Genomic DNA, 17289 nt, shown 5'->3' on the forward strand with positions numbered 1-17289 from the left:
TTGGCGGGTTGGTAAATGATTGAGTTAACTTGGTTAAGTAGTTCAATCGTAGCATAGTCTTGGGACTTTTTTATGTGTAAAAATATTATTTCATACACCAGAAAATATAAATTTCTGATGTTTAGTTTATACAATGTTACGGCTAAATCAAGCTCCATCGCCGGATTGTTTTAACTTCACATTTTGAAAGAACCGCCATACATATTGAAAATAGTCAGGTGTAAAATGAGTCTAGACTCATTTTACACCTATTTTACTTCTAAATTTTTCGTTAAGAATGTAGTAAATCTTTGAAATCATTTATTATTTCAAGTTGCACCTCTGCAGTTGACATTGTAGGTTTTTCTCTCCACAAGTGTTGAATAAGATGTGTGTAGCTTTCTGCGATCTTTGCCTGTTGAATGGCCATCTTTTCATGGATTTCTTTTACATGTGGGTTCTTCATTAAAAGAGAAGACATAAAGTTGTGATTAGCCATAAATTTAGCTGTCGCTCTGCCCTCAAATGAAAGTGGTTTATCTTGCTTTTCAGTAGTCCCATTTAGATTCGAGTCTCCCTTTGGAACTATATCTAAATCGATAGCAGCAAGTCTGACCGGTGTCGTCCTGTTTGGATCCAGTAATTCAAGCATAACTCTTACATGATCGTTCATAATTGTGTATTGCCTTTGAATAATTTCCTTTAGAAGAGGATGATGTGCATGGTGGAAGTATATCCTTAGTTTATATAACATCCCCTCGTGTGTTTTTAAGTGATCCTTCATTAAAAGAACGTCCATAGCAGGTAAAATCAATTTTTGTCCCTCCTAAATGATAGCTAGGTGTATATCTACAACTTATGCAGGAACTTTTTCGTCGTGTTTACAATCGTTATGAAAAGTTTAGAATTCTTTACTCTAATTACGGACTGCATTATGATAATTGAAATACTAAGTATGTTGTGAGGTGACAAAGTAGATGAAGATTACGGTAAAGCCAGGGGCAGTTACTGAACTACAAAAAATAAACTTGACCCAAGATGAGGGGATTAGAATAGAAGCAATATTTATAGGAAGCTGTTCCATTTATGCTGAGTATAACCTTAAGATATCGCGGATACAGCAACAAGATGAGCGATTTACCATACATGGGATACCATTTATTGTTTCTAACGAAAGTCAAAAACACCTATATCATTCAATATATGTTGATTATAATCCAAACCTTGGATATAAATTATCATCAGATGAAGAGGTATATCGGTATAATTTACAATTAATAAGGGAGTAAAATCATTTTTACAAATCGTATAAGTGGAAAGTGGGTGAAAACAGACCAAACGGTAGATATCCACATTAAACGGATACACAGAAATTGTATCGTCAGCAATCGGAGAAACATCAGCTACAATCAAAGAGATTTCAAATAAAACCGACTATTTAAGTGATGCTTCTAATCATACACCAATCAGCTTCAGAGCATTCATTACAAGTCGATAAGTTGAAAAACCTGTTTATTATAAATTATAAAAGTTTTAATGCATTCAGGAGCTGGATTAGAAATTTTCTTGTTAACAAGTCTAAATCATGTATTTTCAATTCCAGTATTCAACTGAACCAATCAACAATAGTTATGGACCTTGTAACAAGCCTATACTCCAAAAAAATGGAGGGAGTATAGGCTTTTATTTTTTTATGCCTACTGGTAAAAAGTAACTTAAGTTATTTGTGATTTGATCGCCTACTCTAAAGCCAAAAGCACTTGGATGTCCATTTATTAAAAATGTTCCAACCATTATATGACCTTGTTTTTCACCTAATTCAGTTTGAAACATAGTTGTCGGAAGAGCGACAAATTTTTGATACACTGCTAAGTAATCCGTATAGCTTTTATGTTTGTCTTCATCAATTTTTTCCCCTGCACCATTAAAAATTTCAATTGTATCTCCTTCACGACCAAAAACTGGTTTCTTCACGTATTTCTGATTGCTTTTAATGAAATAATCAGGCTCTAAATAGGTCGGAAGAAAATGGTCCTCTATCCAGCGATGTTCTTCCGCACTAAAATAGGGGGAATTCTCCATGTGTAAACCCCAAATAACAGACATCACTGCTTTGTTTTGTAATAAAAAGGCACTTGGAGGATTAATAAGGCCAAGCTTTCTGCGAGCTACTAGGTCTAATAGTTGTTCACCAACCCTTTCATTCGTATCAGGATCCCGGTCCAGTAGTAAACTTTCGATGGGGAAGGTTTGCCTGTAGAGTATGTCAATTGGTTTTCCGCTTGGGTCCAATAGGGCTTTATCTTTAATAATTCTGAGCTCGTGTAAGGGTACATACTGAGAGGGCCTATTTAATAATGATTGCAAATAGAGAACTGTATTCCGATCTTCTACATTATCACCATGAGAGGTAAAAACAATATTTGGATATTCAGAACAACCCAGACTTTGCAACATTTCATGTACAGCCTGATTCACGGCATTCATTAACGACAATTCCTGCTGATGATTCGGATCTTGATAATTAAACTCTTTGCAGATCAAACCGTTAACTCTGAATAGCTCGTATATAAAAGTGGGTGTGTCTGCATTAAACTCTAATAATTTGTGTTTCCCGTTAATAACAACAGAGTCAAATCTTCCAATAACTGTTTTGGCTGATAAACTAGTCAGGCGAATAAATTCAATTGTTTCTTTTGGAAATCCCATCTGAAAAAACGTATCATCTGGGATGGTTTTTGATTGTAATAATTCTGCCGTTCTAAAGAAGATATGACCTGCCTTTTGGGCAAACTCTCTTGTCTCAACAACAAAGTGAGCGTCTATTTCATTTATGTCATAAAGACTATATTCTTGTCCATATAAGTCGGCCCAATACTCAGGCAGTTTTGAATAAAACAGGCTTCTTTGTTCTTTAAAAGAGTAATCTTTCATATTACTAACCTCGTTTACTATACATATTTTAGCTGTTCCGAAAGTAGTGTTAGGGAAATTTTCCTTTGTTATTCTACCCTTTACTTAAGACAACGTATTGATTGTCTAAGAAATTAGTTGAATTACCATGTTTATTCTAAAATTAGACAACTTGAAACTTGAACATGATACACTACGTATATAAGGAGAAGGGAGGAACGTGTGTGATTCACCGTCTTGTTTATTATATAAAATCTGCCAGTACATTTACGCCTTTTTATGAATATTCGTCGGACTCTATTCATGCTGATGAAATATATGCAAGACAGCTATGCGAATACTTTATTAAAGACGGCAAAGAATTTGAATTATATTCAAATGAATTGTCTGGCGATGATGAAATATTGGTCATTGAAGAAAGAGGCGAAGCAACAAAGTTTTCTGATGAACAAACATATTCTACCGGTATACATTTAGAGATTCGTCAATATAAACGAATTGGTGAGATGTCCCTATTATATACCTTTCACCTCGACTCACACTGGGAAGCCATGCGCTTTTTATTAAAGGATATCATAGAAGTTCCGAAACTTGGATCCTTGGAAAGAGATTCTGCCGAAATTGACGAAGATCGAGGCTGCTATGTCATCTATGTACAATAATAAATAACCCCTAGGATTCATTCCTAGGGGTTCTATTTTTAATACGTTAAACAAGAAGCAATGATCCACCCAATAGAAAGTGATAGAAGAAGTAAAAGAATGCCAACTGCTTTATTATCTTTTTCAATGGCTTCAGAAATACTAAAACGAATCGTAATAAGTTCAGAGAGATAGAAAAATAGAAGCTGAGCAACTAAACCAATGAATCCCCAAATGACCATGTCTACTAGTGACACTGAATGCGCAATTGCTGACCCTAGAACGAGCGCTACTCCGAAGAGTTTTCCACCAAAAGATAAGGCTGCGGCTTGGTTGCCCTTTCCGATTAACTCAAATTCTTTATGTTTTGTTGCAAGCGTAATAAGTAACATGGCAATAACAAAAACACCAAAAGCTGATAGTGCATATACTGAAAAATTAGCCAATAAATCTAGCATACTATTCATTCCCCCAATAAAAATGTAATGATATTTGTCTATCCTCCATACGAACTTGTTCCACTACCAAATCCGCTGCTTGAGCTTCCATTGCTGCTGCTACTGTTTACCGTACTAGTTGAGCTATTCTTATTTGTGATATTTGAGCTAGTTGATTGGTTTTGATTTACCTTATTAGAACTAGCATTTGATTTGTTTGCCTGTGTACTAGAAGCAGGACTTGAAGTTGAAGGTTTTGAATGGCTATTCGAGCTTTTTTTCTTTGTTATCGCTAACTTATCCCGGTAATACGTACCATTATGATAATAGTAGCCGTAATAGTCTGAATCATAATCTTCACATTCGAAAATACCTTCTCCTTCTTCCTCCCAGCTATCACAATAAGGATCAGTTGGACCCACAAATGTAGGATTGTTTGTTCCACTAGATTGTGTGTTTATGTTCCGGTTAACCTGTTGTTCTACAGAAACCTGATTGGATGAACACCCAGTAATTCCAGCTACTAAAGCAACTGTAGAAATACTAGCCATCATTTTCTTAGTTTTATTCATTGTAACTTTCACCCCGTTTCAAATAAATTGGTCCCATTTTATTAACCACCCGAAACGCTGCTGCCACTTCCAAAACCTTTACTGCCCTTAAAGCTAGAGCTGCTCTTATATTTTTGATAGGCCGAGCTTTTAAATAAGTCTGTTTTGTTTCGATAATACCTTCCGCCATAGTAATAGTGGCCATAATAAGAGGAAGAGTATTGTTCACATTCATAAACCCCATCATCTTCCTCCCACTCCCAGTCATCACAATCGGGATCTGAAGGTGGTTCTGGTGCATTTTGACATCCGGTTAAGCCTCCTATTACAATGGCAGCTGTAATTCCGGATAACAGTTTTTTTGTTTTGGTTTCCATATACACATCCTCCTGCCTATAATCATATCTACGATTGTTGACGGTATTTGGTTTCACCCTTTTACGGGATGTGAGTGATTATTCATTCGACCTATTAAACCATAACATCTTTTGGAAAAGGTTTGAAGAGGTATTGTTACAATTATGATGAAAGTACTAATTCATGGAATGATAATGAGACTGTTCCAAATTCCAACAATGCTGTGAACCATATTGTGTCCACTTCCAAAACCACTTATGATGAGTAGGTAGTAGTGTAAAGGAGGACATGAAAAAGTATGAAGATGAAAGTGTCATTATATATATTTACTATATTCATGTTGATACTCTCGGCTTGCTCTTCTAATGAAGCATCTGAGCATGAAGACCATGAAGAGCACCACGAACGCCCATCATTTATGAGTGGTGATTTAAGAGAGGAAACGGGCAGTGTAGATCTGTTACCTTCATTCTTAGCTGATAAACCAGAGAACATGAAAACGATCTATATTGCGGCTGCAAAACATCCCCATGTGCTAGAACATATTCCGTGTTATTGTGGATGTGGTGATAGTGCAGGGCACAAGAGTAGTTTAAACTGTTTCGTAAATGAAATCCGAGAAGACGGTAGTTTAGTCTGGGATGATCATGGGACTCGTTGCGGTGTCTGTCTTGAGATTGCAGCAAAATCAGTTATTGATTATAGCCAAGGAAAATCGATCCAAGAAATACGAGATGTAATCGATGAAACATATAAAGAAGGTTATGCAAATCCAACGCCAACACCGAAGTTATAAAAAGTATGGAACCAATTGTGTTCCATACTTTTTTTGTTTAGTTAATTGGTAATATTCATTATTTTGTTTACGAGAAAAAGTTAATGATAAAACTAGGCTAGTTGTTGATATACGATTTGAAGTTGCTGATACTTCAAGTAATGTTGATGATAACTAGAAAGTTGCTGATAAAATTTAAAGTTACCGATAAATTATAAGGGTTGATGATATAAACCATATAGTTGCCGATAGAGACTAAAATGATAGGGAAAAGGCATACTTCACATGGCAATATTGCAAATTTGCTTCAACGAATTATCTATCCTTCACAAAAAACATTCTAAACAACCAAAATAAGCATTTTATCATAAAAAAACAAGTGTTTTAAACCCTGACATCGAAAAAATACAATCGTTGCGCAACAAGGACATATCCGCAAGCCTAGCCAAGTAGCCAAATTAAAAATCAAAGTTATCTGGATCAGGTCCGAATCGTTCGCTCTTATTTAATGCATGAATTCGTCTCATATCTTCTGCGGAAAGCTCAAAATCAAAAATATCCGCATTTTCCATAATCCGATGCTCATTTGTTGATTTCGGTATGGTAACTACTTCGTTTTGTAAGTCCCAGCGAAGAATTACCTGAGCTGGTGTTTTTTCATATTTCTTACTTAGTTCAACGATCGTTGGTTCTGTGATCAATTCCCCGTGCTTTAAAGGGGACCATGCTTCTAATTGGATTCCTTCTTGTTTACAAAATGTATGAAGCTCTTGCTGAGTTAAATGTGGATGAAATTCGACCTGATTAACCATAGGTTTCACTTCCGCGGTCGCCAGTAAGTCTTGAAGATGGTGGATTTGAAAGTTACTGACTCCGATTGCTCGTACCTTGCCTTCTACATAAAGTTTTTCTAAAGCCTTCCACGTGTCTTTGTACTTTCCAGCAACTGGCCAGTGAATTAAATACAAATCAATATACTCTAGCTCAAGCTTATTCATGCTTTTCTCAAATGCAGCAAGTGTTGATTCATAGCCCTGTGCTTTGTTCCAAACCTTCGTCGCTATAAATAATTCTTCTCTTGGAACACCAGATTGTCTAATGGCAAGCCCTACACCCTCTTCATTGCGATAAATGGCTGCAGTATCAATACTGCGGTATCCGTGACGAATGGCTGATTTCACCGAACTGACCACTTCTTCTCCTTCTTCTACTTTAAAAACACCAAATCCAAGCCAAGGCATTTCGACACCGTTATGTAAAGTTACGGTAGAATGAATATCCTTCAATTGATCCACCCCTTCCAAAGTATTACTCATATTTTCTCACACTCATGAAGAACAAAAAAGAGTTTATCCAGCTCTTATTGGCGCTACGACCCCAACTTTAAGACTTTAGAAGATTCGAAGAAGTTTAAGTGGGGGATAAACGCCAGAAAGAACCTGATAATAGGAACACAGTAAGATCGCCACATCCTAATGGCAACGTCTGTGTGAACCACATCGTGCTGGCCTCATCTAACAATCAGTGGAGGATGAGGAAAACCTCCATTGATAGAAGTTTCTCTTTATAGTTGACACATTTCTTATTGCGAATTATAGTTAATACCGTTAATAGTTAATGTCGTGAACTAAATGGACAGGTGGTGATTCTTTGGGTCAAAACAAAAATAATATCCAGGAGTTAGTAAACAAGTATGTTGATTATTCCTTTTCTGTTACCAAAAAAGCGGAGAACTTAATAAAAAAGGAAATTGGTGATGATATTACAAACGAGCAACACTATACACTTAGATACATAAATAGTGTTGGTATTTGTACTTCTACCGAGTTAGCTGAAGTGTTTGATGTGAAAAAAAGTGCGATTACAGGTATCATTAACCGCTTGGAGGAAAGAGGGTTAATTGATAGAAAAAGAGATGATGTAGACCGACGTGTTATATACCTTTCCTTAACACCTGAAGGTAAATCGGTGTACGAGAATGCACAAGAAAAAATTTGTAGTTTAGTAGAAACCATTATTACAAAGTTTGATGAACAAGAAATTGAAGCTTTTATGAGAACCTATGAAAAGCTAAATACGATTTTAATCGAATTAAAAGATTGCAAAATGGAGGAGTAAAGAGTGAAAACAATAATTAGAGGGAAATGGTTTGTGTTAGTCGCTTGGATTACTATTGTTGCTGCCCTTTTTATGCTTGCTCCTAATATGGCAGATTTAGTCCGTGACAAAGGACAAATCACCGTTCCAAATGGCTATTCCTCCTCTTTAGCTGAGGAAATTATGGATGACGTTCAAAGCGATAATGGAAAAGGTAATACTTCACAAGTTGCTCTTGTTTTTCATACAGAGAATGAGATGACAAGTAGTGAGCTTTCCGAAGTAGAAAGGGCGATTCGTCTACTTGAGGAGAATAGTGAAGAACTGGGAATAACCGAAATTTTATCACATTTTAATGAAGAGGTATTAAAAGAGCAGTTAGTTTCTGATGATGGAAGTACCATTTTAACAGCAGTAACGGTGAGTCGTAATGACCGTGAAGCAAAGGAAATATCTAATGCTCTTTATGAGGTTCTTGAAGAGATTAACATTGAACATTACTATACAAGTGGCTGGATGATTGATCAAGATTTAATAACCTCCTCTGAGGAGGGGTTAAAAAAGACTGAAGGAATAACGGTCGTATTTATTTTACTCGTTCTCGTACTCGTGTTTCGTTCGGCAATTGCACCACTTATCCCGCTAATAACAGTGGGGATCACCTATTTGGCTTCCCAATCGATTGTCGCCATCTTGGTAGATAACCTGAATTTTCCGCTGTCCAATTTCACACAAATATTTTTAGTGTGTGTTCTGTTTGGAATCGGAACAGACTATTGTATTTTACTACTGAGTCGTTTTAAAGAAGAAATGTCTCATCGAGACAATTTAGTAGACGCAATTGTTGAAACTTATCGTAATGCAGGAAGAACTGTATTTTTTAGTGGGCTTGCGGTGATGATTGGGTTTGCAGCAATAGGATTTTCACAATTTAAATTGTATCAATCTGCTGCAGCAGTTGCTGTTGGAGTAGCTGTGTTACTACTTGCGCTATTTACAGTTGTCCCATTTTTTATGGCTGTGCTTGGTCCGAAATTATTCTGGCCGGCAAAAGGCTCGCTTGAACATAAGGATAGTACCTTATGGGGTGTTGTGGGTCGTTTCACATTAGCAAGACCACTGATTGCTCTAGTAATCGTTGCAGGAATTTCTGTCCCATTTCTTGTTACGTATGATGGAGAGTTATCTTTTAACTCACTAGAAGAAATTGGGGATGATGCAAACTCTATCAAGGCATTTAATTTAATTGCTGATGGATTTGGCCCCGGTGAATCCATGCCTACACAAGTAGTCATTAAAAATGATGAAAAGATGGATGCAGCAGAATATATAGCCCTAGCTGAGGAAATTAGTAAAGAACTAGAAAAAGTGGATTTAGTCGATAGCGTACGTTCAGTTACAAGACCAACTGGAGAGAAAGTTGATGACTTTTTTGTGACAAGTCAAGCTGAACAGTTAGAAGAAGGTCTTGGTGAAGGAAATAAAGGGATTAAGCAAATTAGTGAAGGTCTCGAAGCAGCTGGAAGTGAGCTATCAAAATCAGAGCCTGAGCTAATAGAAGCTTCAAAAGGTATTTCCGAACTAATCACGGGAACAGATCAGTTAGAAAACGGACTTGTTCAATTACAAGGTGGCCTAAAGCAAATTGAAGATGGGATTCGCAAAGGGTCACAAGGCTCAAGTCAGGTGATAGCGGGACTTGAAGAGATTAAAATGAATGCTGAAAAGCTAGTAGCTGGAAGTAAAGAATTAGTAAAAGGCTATGAGCTTACAGGGAGTTCTCTAGGAGAGCTAGAAAAAAATTATAAACAGTTAGGTCAAGGTCTAAACGGCTTATCTATGGGACTGTCAAGCTTAACACAAAGCTTTGAAAATCTAGAAAAGAACTATGATGGAATTAGTTCTGATGTCGATTACATGACAATAAAGGGAACGGTCTCTGAGGTTCAAAAACAGGCAGGAGAACTTGCGAAAGGATTGAATGAGTTAAACACAGGACTTTCTCAAATAAGTGGTGGGATTTCTACAGCAAATGACACATTCAAGATAGTGACAACTGGCTATGAGGCATTAATTGGAGGAATGACAGAGCTAATTAATGGTATTGAACAGCAGCAAGCAGGCCTTGAAGCACTTGCAAATGGCCAGGGAGAGATTATTCGTCAATTACCTGGTGTTACAAACGGACTTTCAAGTATCAATGAAGGACAACAACAGCTGCTAGCTGGATTTGGTGACCTTGGGGGACAGATTAGTCAATTAACAGATGGACTTGATCAAAGTGCTAATGGATTAAATGAAGTTTACGAGGGACTTAGCTCAGCGCAACAGTATTTATCAAACCTTGCTTCCTCAACAAGTGTTGGAAGTGTATATATTCCCGAGGATGTTTTAAAAAGTGAAGATTTTGAGCAAGCGTTAGATGCGTATATGTCGAAGGACCGTAAAGTTATGACAATGGATGTCATATTTGAGGCAAATCCGTATTCCAATGAAGCAATGGATAAAGTAGAAGACATTAAGGCAGCAGTAGAACGTGCTACAAAGGATACAAAATTAGAAAATGCTGAGGTGGCAATTGGAGGGATCACGAGTATTAATGCTGATTTATCTGCGATGTCTAATGCAGATTATTCCCGAACTGTCGTATTAATGCTACTTGGAATTTCTCTCATTCTAGTATTCTTATTCCGTTCTTTAATCATGCCCATCTATTTAATTGGATCGTTGATTTTAACGTATTATACTTCAATGGCTATTGCTGAAACCATCTTTGTGAATATTTTAGGTTATTCAGGCATTAGCTGGTCGGTACCGTTTTTCGCCTTCGTAATATTAGTCGCGTTAGGTGTTGATTACAGTATTTTCTTAATGGACCGTTTTAATGAATATAAAGAGATGTCAGTGGAAGAGGCAATGCTTATCTCGATGAGGAAGATGGGAACAGTTATCATATCGGCTGCAATCATCTTAGGTGGTACGTTCGCCGCGATGATGCCATCTGGAATGCAATCTTTACTTCAAATTGCAACAATTGTGTTAACAGGATTGTTCCTATATGCACTCGTTGTGTTACCATTGTTTGTTCCAGTCATGGTGAAAACCTTTGGAAAAGCCAATTGGTGGCCATTTACAAGAGCGTAAAAGGATTTAACAGAGGGTGGTACATATACCAACCCCTTAGGCTGTCGAGAAAATCTCGGCAGCCATTTTTTTACTTTCTAACAAATGTACGGTGGTTGTATAGAAATATCTTATTTATTCTAGAAACAACGGGGAACATCCGACAATATTTCAATGAGCGAGGTACTCAAGGACATTTTGATCCGCTTTGACGGTTGAAATGTCTCTGAAGGAGGTACTCAAGGACATTTTGATGCGCTTTAACTAGAGACGTGTCCATTAGCTCGGATCTTTTGCTTTCTTTAATGAGCTTTGATAGTGAACTCCCTTTCAAACATTGAGGGTTTTCTACAAGCTAAGAAAGTATAAGTTTCTGGTGTTTAGTTTTTACAATGTTACGGCTAAATCCAGCTTCAGCGCCCAGCCAAGATGAAATGGCGACGATCCTTGGTCAAAAAACCTTTCATGAAAAAAAAGGGAAAACCACCCTTTTCTCATGCCAGAACATTTGCTCTGCCTTAGGCTAAACGTAGCGCCCTGAGTCTTTTGTTTTTACAGAAAGTAGAACTGAGTTAAAGTGAATCTCATCGTAAATCAAAATGTTCGTAAAAGTTTCGACTCTCTTAAAATTTCTGTAATAGTTTAGACATAATTTCTAGTTACGATATGTATAGAGCTTGAATGAGGGCATTAACATCAATAGCTAGGAGGAAATATAGATGGAGAACGATCGACAGAATTTATACGATGAGCCAGTTTATGAACATAAAATAGAATTAAATCAAGAACGCTATAGTAGCAATCAGCATAACCAAAAAGTCTCAAAAGGAATGAAAGTGAAGGGGTTTTTACAATTAGTTGCGGCCGGCGTAATCGGATCTGTATTAACTTTAACGATTGCACCGTACACAGATCTAGATGATCAAGCGAGCAATCAAACCATAAGTAAAAATGAGCAGTTAAGTACATCCTCGGAGATGTATTCTACTGCAAATAGTAACGGAGCAAGTACCCCTACCTTTTCACAAACATCGAATGGATCCATAGCGGATACAATAGAGATTGCTTCCAAGGCCATTGTTGGAGTTGTAAATTATCAGCAGCAACAAAATCCGTTTTCAACAGAAACGGCAAAAGTTGAGAGTGGAACAGGATCTGGGGTTATTTTCAAAAAAGATGACTCATTTGCTTACATTATTACTAACCATCATGTAATAGAAGGGGCAGAGAACCTTGAAGTATCACTCTATAACGGAACAAAAGTAGAGGCACAATTGATTGGCTCTGATGCACTTACAGATTTGGCGGTACTAAAAATTGATTCAAGCAAGGCAGAACATGCCTTAACGTTAGGTGATTCTTCTACACTAAGACCCGGAGATACTGTATTGGCAATTGGGAATCCACTCGGTCTTGACTTATCACGTACCGTTACTCAAGGGATTGTTAGTGCAACGGATAGAACGATTAGTATTCCTACTTCAGCGGGGGAATGGGATCTACAGGTCATTCAAACAGATGCTGCCATTAATCCAGGAAACAGTGGGGGAGCGTTAATAAATACGAACGGAGAGTTAGTTGGAATCAATAGTTTAAAAATTTCCCAAAATGGTGTGGAGGGGCTAGGGTTTGCGATTCCAAGCAATGATGTATTACCAATAGTCAATGAAATTCTGGAGAATGGAAAAATTGAGCGACCATATATGGGAGTTGGATTAGCAAGCTTAGAGGAAATCCCGCCAATTTATTTACAGGGTTTGCCTGATCATATTACAAAAGGTGTTGTTGTAACAAGTGTTGATCCTAACTCTGCTGCTGGAAAAGCAGGAATACAGGTACAAGACATTATTACGGCTATTAATGATACAGACATTCACCATTCAAACGATTTGAGAAAACTATTGTACAAAGAGATGGAAATCGGACAAGAAATTGAGGTACACCTATATCGCCAAGGTGAACGTAATACGATTACATTAACTTTGACAAGTAATCAAACAAATTAATCACATTCACTGTAGACGTATCGGAGTGTGTCTTCCGATACGTCTACATTTATCCCGTTCCAACTGGCGCTAAGACCCCCACTTCAAAACTTTAGATGATTCGAGAAGTTTAAGTGGGGGATAGGCGCCAGTAAGAACCCTGTATAGGAACACAGGCTAAAGTCGCCACCTCCTGTGGCAACGCTGTATGACCCACATTGTGGGCCTCAATTAACAATCAGTGGGGATGAGGAAAACCCTCACTGATTGAAGTTTCACTTTATAAGGGGGAATCTAACAAATGAGTCTACTGAAAGAAAGAAGAAAGTATGTGGTGCTTTTTGGGATTATCATTATTGGAATCGTTATTGCTGGTTTTACTTTGTCAAAAAAGGATGTAGTTGCTAGTGTTGATGGGAATTCTATTACGAAAGAGGAATTATATAATAGAATGGCCCAGCAGTACGGAGCTCAAACGTTAGATGCAATCATAACAGATAAAGTGATTCAAATAGAGGCGGATAAAAATGATATCGAGATTTCTGTAGAAGAAATCGAGAATGAGATGCAAACCATTATTTCATCATATGGAGGAGAAGACTTATTTAACGAAGCACTCAAAACAAGTGGTGTCACCATTGATGATGTAAAAAATGATGTGGAAGTCTATTTAAAGACTGAAAAAATGCTCGCACCTAGAATCTCGATCACTGATGAAGATATTACGACATATTTTAATGAAAACAAGGATCTGTTCCGCGAAGAGGAGCAAGTAAAGGCAAGTCATATTTTAGTAGAGAATGAATCACTAGCCAATGAACTGAGGGAAAAAATAATGGCCGGAGAAGAGTTTGCTGAAATAGCAAGGGAGTATTCTACGGATTCATCAAATGCCGATCAAGGCGGAGATCTAGGGTATTTTGCAAAGGGTGTCATGGCTCCGGAATTTGAAGAAGTAGCCTTTTCCTTACATGTGGACGAGCTAAGTCAACCTGTGGAAACAGAATATGGTTTCCACCTTATTAAAGTGGACGATAAACTTGAAGCAAAAGAAGCTAGTTTAGAAGAGCATAAAGATGATATTAAAGAGACACTATATAATCAGAAGTTATCCAGTGAATATTCCATTTGGTTAGAAGAGATCATAGGAAAATATGAAATAAAGGATTACTTAAACTAACGAATTGCTAAGTATGTAACACACTTAAATAAATCGTTAAAGAATCATTCATTCAATAGAAATGGTTTGTTCAAAGTTTTGTCATAAGTGTAGGGCATGCTTATCATGTAACAACTAACACAGATCCAATAGGATGAATGAAGGAGGAAAATTGTAAGATGAAGAAGAAGGTACTTGGTCATGTATTGTCAGGAGTTCTAGCAGCAGGTGTTGTAGGAGTGATTCCCGCCTTTGCCGAGTCGGAGGATTCAACTACAACAAGTAGTCAAAACCTTGAATTAGTAGAGCGAACTATGAAAGGAAGAGGAATAGCTCATGGCCATAAGTTTAAGGGAAAACCATTCTTAAGTGAAGACATGATTTTGAACAAGGCAGAAGAGCTTGGGATTGAGACGGACGGAAAGGAAATTGAGGAGCTTGCAAAAGAAGTAAAAGAGGCTCTTGTCAAAAAACATGCAGAGGAATTAGGGATTGACACGGAAGGAAAAGAAACGAAGGAAATACTCAAGGAAATTCGCCAAGTAAAAATAACAAGCAAAGCAAAGGAACTAGGTATTAGTACCGAAGGAAAAGAGCTCCGCGAACTTGCGAAAGAAGTGAGAGAGACAGAACTAAAAAACAAGGCAAATGAATTGGGTATCGATACAGAAGGGAAAGATGTAAAAGAACTTGCTAAAGAAGTACACGAGGCCCAGCTTCTAAAAAAAGCGGAAGAGCTGAACATCGAAACTGAAGGAAAAGAGCTTCGTGAGCTTGCAAAGGAGGTACATGAAAAACAAATCCTAAATCTTGCAACAAAGCTAGGAATAAAGACAGAAAATAAGACTACTAGGCAGCTCATGGAAGAAATAATGAAAGATCACGCAGAAGAGCTAAAAAACTTAGACATTCACCCATTTGGGAAAAAGGGATATTTTTTCCGAGGGGGGCATGATCATAAAGGTGATCGAACAGGAAACAATGCAACTGAAAATGAAGCAGATGCTCTATAATACATGATAAAATAAGGAAAACAATGAATCCTCGAATCGTATTCGGGGGTTTGTTGTTTCAATAAATGTCTTGGAAGGGACGTTTGTAGAATGAGAATTCTAGTCATTGAAGATAATGAAAGTGTTTGCTCGATGCTTGAAATGTTTTTTATGAAAGAGGGGATTTCCGGTCAGTTTGTTCATGATGGAAAAGAGGGGCTTGCTCTTGTAAAAAACGAACATTGGGATTTATTAGTGATTGATTGGATGCTACCAGGCATGGATGGGGTTACCCTTTGTAGAAAAATTAGAGAAGAAAAAAATCTTGTACCTATTATTATGTTAACGGCAAAGGATAGTGAATCTGATCAGGTTCTTGGGCTTGAAATGGGAGCTGATGATTACGTCACGAAACCGTTTAGTCCACTTGCGTTAATGGCTCGAATCAAAGCAGTTTCTAGAAGATATAACCTAGAAGTTGAAAGTCAGCCTAAAGATCACGCATCTACAGCCATCGCAACAGATTTTTTCACTATTAGTAAAGAGACAAGGGAAGTATATTTAGAAGATGTTCTGCTTACAAACCTAACACCAAAAGAGTTTGACTTACTCTACTTTTTCCTTCAGCACCCAAAGCAGGTATTTACGAGAGAACAGCTACTAGAGCGTGTATGGGGCTATGAATATTACGGAGATGAGCGAACTGTTGATGTACATGTAAAGAGATTACGGAATAAGATTGCAACGAAACAACGTGCTTTCATTCAAACGATATGGGGAGTAGGGTACAAATATGACGAATCGGTGGTAGCAAATGAAGATTAAGTATTTGTATCAACTACTTGGTAGTCATATCAGTATCTTAATTATTGCATTATTAGTATTGAGTCTGTCATTTACACATTATGTTGAGAATTTAGTTTATGAAAATAAAGTCGATGAATTAACCTCTTTCGGTGAGAAAATTCTATCAGACTTTGAACGGGAACCCTTTCTACGAGGAAAACTACTATTAACCCAATATAGTAATTTATTACAAGCAAGAAATACCGAATTAATTGTATTTGATCATAATGCGATTGTTACTTATTCAAGAAAAGGAATCATACCTAGAATTACGTTAACTGAAAAAGAATGGAACATTCTTTTATCTGGAAACGTCGTACAGCTTAAATATGATCCTGGGAGATTTGATCAAGCTGTAACATTAGTTGCGCTTCCCTATTTAGTGAATGATCAGTTAATCGGAGGTATTTTACTTTTATCTCCCATTAGTGGAACGCGAGAAATGATTAGTCAAATTAATCAATACCTTCTTTATACAGTCCTCATATCATTGTCCATTGCATTTTTATTAAGTTTATTTTTATCTAAATTACATGTAAAACGAATCGAAAAAATGAGAGATGCAACCTCCGTTATATCAACAGGGAACTATGATGTGTTTATAAAAGGCTCATCGTTCGATGAAATTGGGGAATTAGCAAGTGATTTTAATCAAATGGTACGAAGATTAAAATCCTCACAAGAGGAAATTGAGCACTTAGAGAACAGGAGAAGACAGTTCATGGCTGATGTCTCTCATGAACTGAGAACTCCATTGACTACAATAAGTGGTGTTATCGAGGGAATCCGCAATGATATGATTCCAGATGACCAAAGGGATAAGGGGTTCCAGCTTATAGATAAAGAAGCAAAACGGCTGATTCGCCTTGTAAATGAAAATCTAGACTATGAAAAAATTCGCTCAAATCAAGTCATCCTTCATAAAGTAGAAAATAAGCTAATCGATATTTTTGAAATTATCAAAGAGCAGCTATCGATTTTAGCAGAGGAAAAGGGGAATAGCATCAGGATTGAAGTTGATTCTGCCACTGAAGTATTGGCCGATTATGACAGGCTCATTCAAATCCTCATGAATATCACAAAAAATAGCATCCAATTTACATCAAACGGGACGATTTGGTTAAGAGGGAAAATAGAGCAATCCTATACAGTTGTTGAGATAGAAGACACAGGTAGTGGCATTGATCCTAAAGAAATTGATAGTATTTGGCGCAGGTTCTATAAAGCAGATTTATCGAGAACCAGTAACCCTTATGGGGAATTTGGACTTGGCCTTTCTATCGTAAAGCAGTTAGTCCAGATGCATAAAGGTACCATCGAGGTAGTTAGTGAAAAAGGTAAAGGGACTAAGTTTATTATTAAGTTGCCAAGTAAGGAGACCTAATGTGTTTAGGTCTCTTTTTTTGCTAAAACGGTGTCACTAAAGAATAATAA

At 37.1% G+C, this 17289-nt stretch carries 16 protein-coding genes; 10 read left to right on the forward strand and 6 right to left on the reverse strand.

Translation table 11 applies throughout. From position 1 onward, the window contains the following. Positions 1–271: 271 nt before the first annotated feature. Positions 272–793 (reverse strand): hypothetical protein, encoded by a 522-nt coding sequence (locus ACFSCX_RS16340; protein WP_377929315.1) that lies wholly within the window; start codon positions 791–793, stop codon positions 272–274. A 163-nt stretch (positions 794–956) separates the two neighbouring features. Between ACFSCX_RS16340 and ACFSCX_RS16345 the strand changes: the two genes are divergently transcribed. After that, complete coding sequence (locus ACFSCX_RS16345) at positions 957–1268, forward strand: iron-sulfur cluster biosynthesis family protein (protein ID WP_377929316.1); 312 nt, start codon at positions 957–959, stop codon at positions 1266–1268. A 394-nt stretch (positions 1269–1662) separates the two neighbouring features. On the opposite strand, the gene ACFSCX_RS16350 is transcribed toward ACFSCX_RS16345, so the two are convergent. Continuing rightward, on the reverse strand, positions 1663–2913 hold the full coding sequence (locus ACFSCX_RS16350; protein ID WP_377929317.1) for a glutathionylspermidine synthase family protein: 1251 nt from the start codon (positions 2911–2913) through the stop codon (positions 1663–1665). A 203-nt stretch (positions 2914–3116) separates the two neighbouring features. On the opposite strand from ACFSCX_RS16350, the gene ACFSCX_RS16355 reads away from it, so the two are divergent. Then, positions 3117–3554, forward strand: a complete 438-nt coding sequence (locus tag ACFSCX_RS16355; RefSeq protein WP_377929318.1) for an RNA helicase — start codon at positions 3117–3119, stop codon at positions 3552–3554. A 38-nt stretch (positions 3555–3592) separates the two neighbouring features. Here ACFSCX_RS16355 and ACFSCX_RS16360 read toward each other — a convergent pair whose 3' ends face one another. The 3 genes from ACFSCX_RS16360 to ACFSCX_RS16370 are packed head-to-tail and all read right to left on the reverse strand — an operon-like array spanning position 3593 to position 4898. Then, positions 3593–3991 carry a DUF350 domain-containing protein gene (locus tag ACFSCX_RS16360; protein WP_377929319.1) on the reverse strand — a complete coding sequence of 133 codons (399 nt, stop codon included), beginning with the start codon at positions 3989–3991 and terminating at the stop codon, positions 3593–3595. 38 nt (positions 3992–4029) lie between these two features. Further along, positions 4030–4542, reverse strand: coding sequence for a hypothetical protein (locus ACFSCX_RS16365; RefSeq protein WP_377929320.1), 513 nt, complete (start codon positions 4540–4542; stop codon positions 4030–4032). 41 nt (positions 4543–4583) lie between these two features. After that, complete coding sequence (locus tag ACFSCX_RS16370; protein ID WP_377929321.1) at positions 4584–4898, reverse strand: aminotransferase yhxA; 315 nt, start codon at positions 4896–4898, stop codon at positions 4584–4586. Between the two features lie 278 nt (positions 4899–5176). Between ACFSCX_RS16370 and ACFSCX_RS16375 the strand changes: the two genes are divergently transcribed. After that, positions 5177–5674, forward strand: a complete 498-nt coding sequence (locus tag ACFSCX_RS16375) for a PCYCGC motif-containing (lipo)protein (protein WP_377929322.1) — start codon at positions 5177–5179, stop codon at positions 5672–5674. A gap of 437 nt (positions 5675–6111) precedes the next feature. Here ACFSCX_RS16375 and ACFSCX_RS16380 read toward each other — a convergent pair whose 3' ends face one another. Continuing rightward, a complete protein-coding gene (locus ACFSCX_RS16380) occupies positions 6112–6894 on the reverse strand; it encodes an aldo/keto reductase (RefSeq protein WP_377929340.1) in 783 nt (260 codons plus the stop codon). Positions 6895–7303: 409 nt separating this feature from the next. Here ACFSCX_RS16380 and ACFSCX_RS16385 point away from each other — a divergent pair, with 409 nt between their 5' ends. The 7 genes from ACFSCX_RS16385 to ACFSCX_RS16415 all read left to right on the forward strand — a co-directional run bounded on the left by ACFSCX_RS16385 (position 7304) and on the right by ACFSCX_RS16415 (position 17239). Then, a complete protein-coding gene (locus tag ACFSCX_RS16385) occupies positions 7304–7771 on the forward strand; it encodes a MarR family winged helix-turn-helix transcriptional regulator (protein WP_377929323.1) in 468 nt (155 codons plus the stop codon). 3 nt (positions 7772–7774) lie between these two features. Next, positions 7775–10894 carry an MMPL family transporter gene (locus ACFSCX_RS16390; protein ID WP_377929324.1) on the forward strand — a complete coding sequence of 1040 codons (3120 nt, stop codon included), beginning with the start codon at positions 7775–7777 and terminating at the stop codon, positions 10892–10894. A gap of 698 nt (positions 10895–11592) precedes the next feature. Then, positions 11593–12879, forward strand: a complete 1287-nt coding sequence (locus ACFSCX_RS16395) for a S1C family serine protease (RefSeq protein ID WP_377929325.1) — start codon at positions 11593–11595, stop codon at positions 12877–12879. A 280-nt stretch (positions 12880–13159) separates the two neighbouring features. After that, the gene (locus tag ACFSCX_RS16400) at positions 13160–14038 is read left to right on the forward strand and encodes a peptidylprolyl isomerase (RefSeq protein WP_377929326.1); all 879 of its coding nucleotides are present in this window, start codon (positions 13160–13162) and stop codon (positions 14036–14038) included. Positions 14039–14196: 158 nt separating this feature from the next. Next, entirely contained in the window at positions 14197–15030 is an 834-nt protein-coding gene (locus ACFSCX_RS16405) for a hypothetical protein (RefSeq protein ID WP_377929327.1), read from the forward strand. Positions 15031–15120: 90 nt separating this feature from the next. Further along, a complete protein-coding gene (locus tag ACFSCX_RS16410) occupies positions 15121–15834 on the forward strand; it encodes a winged helix-turn-helix domain-containing protein (RefSeq protein ID WP_377929328.1) in 714 nt (237 codons plus the stop codon). Next, a complete protein-coding gene (locus ACFSCX_RS16415) occupies positions 15824–17239 on the forward strand; it encodes a sensor histidine kinase (protein WP_377929329.1) in 1416 nt (471 codons plus the stop codon). Before ACFSCX_RS16410 ends, ACFSCX_RS16415 begins: the two co-directional genes overlap by 11 nt. Positions 17240–17289 lie beyond the last annotated feature (50 nt).

Origin of the sequence: Bacillus salitolerans, from assembly GCF_042680805.1 — a bacterium.
Classification (GTDB): Bacteria; Bacillota; Bacilli; order Bacillales; family SA4; genus Bacillus_CJ; species Bacillus_CJ salitolerans.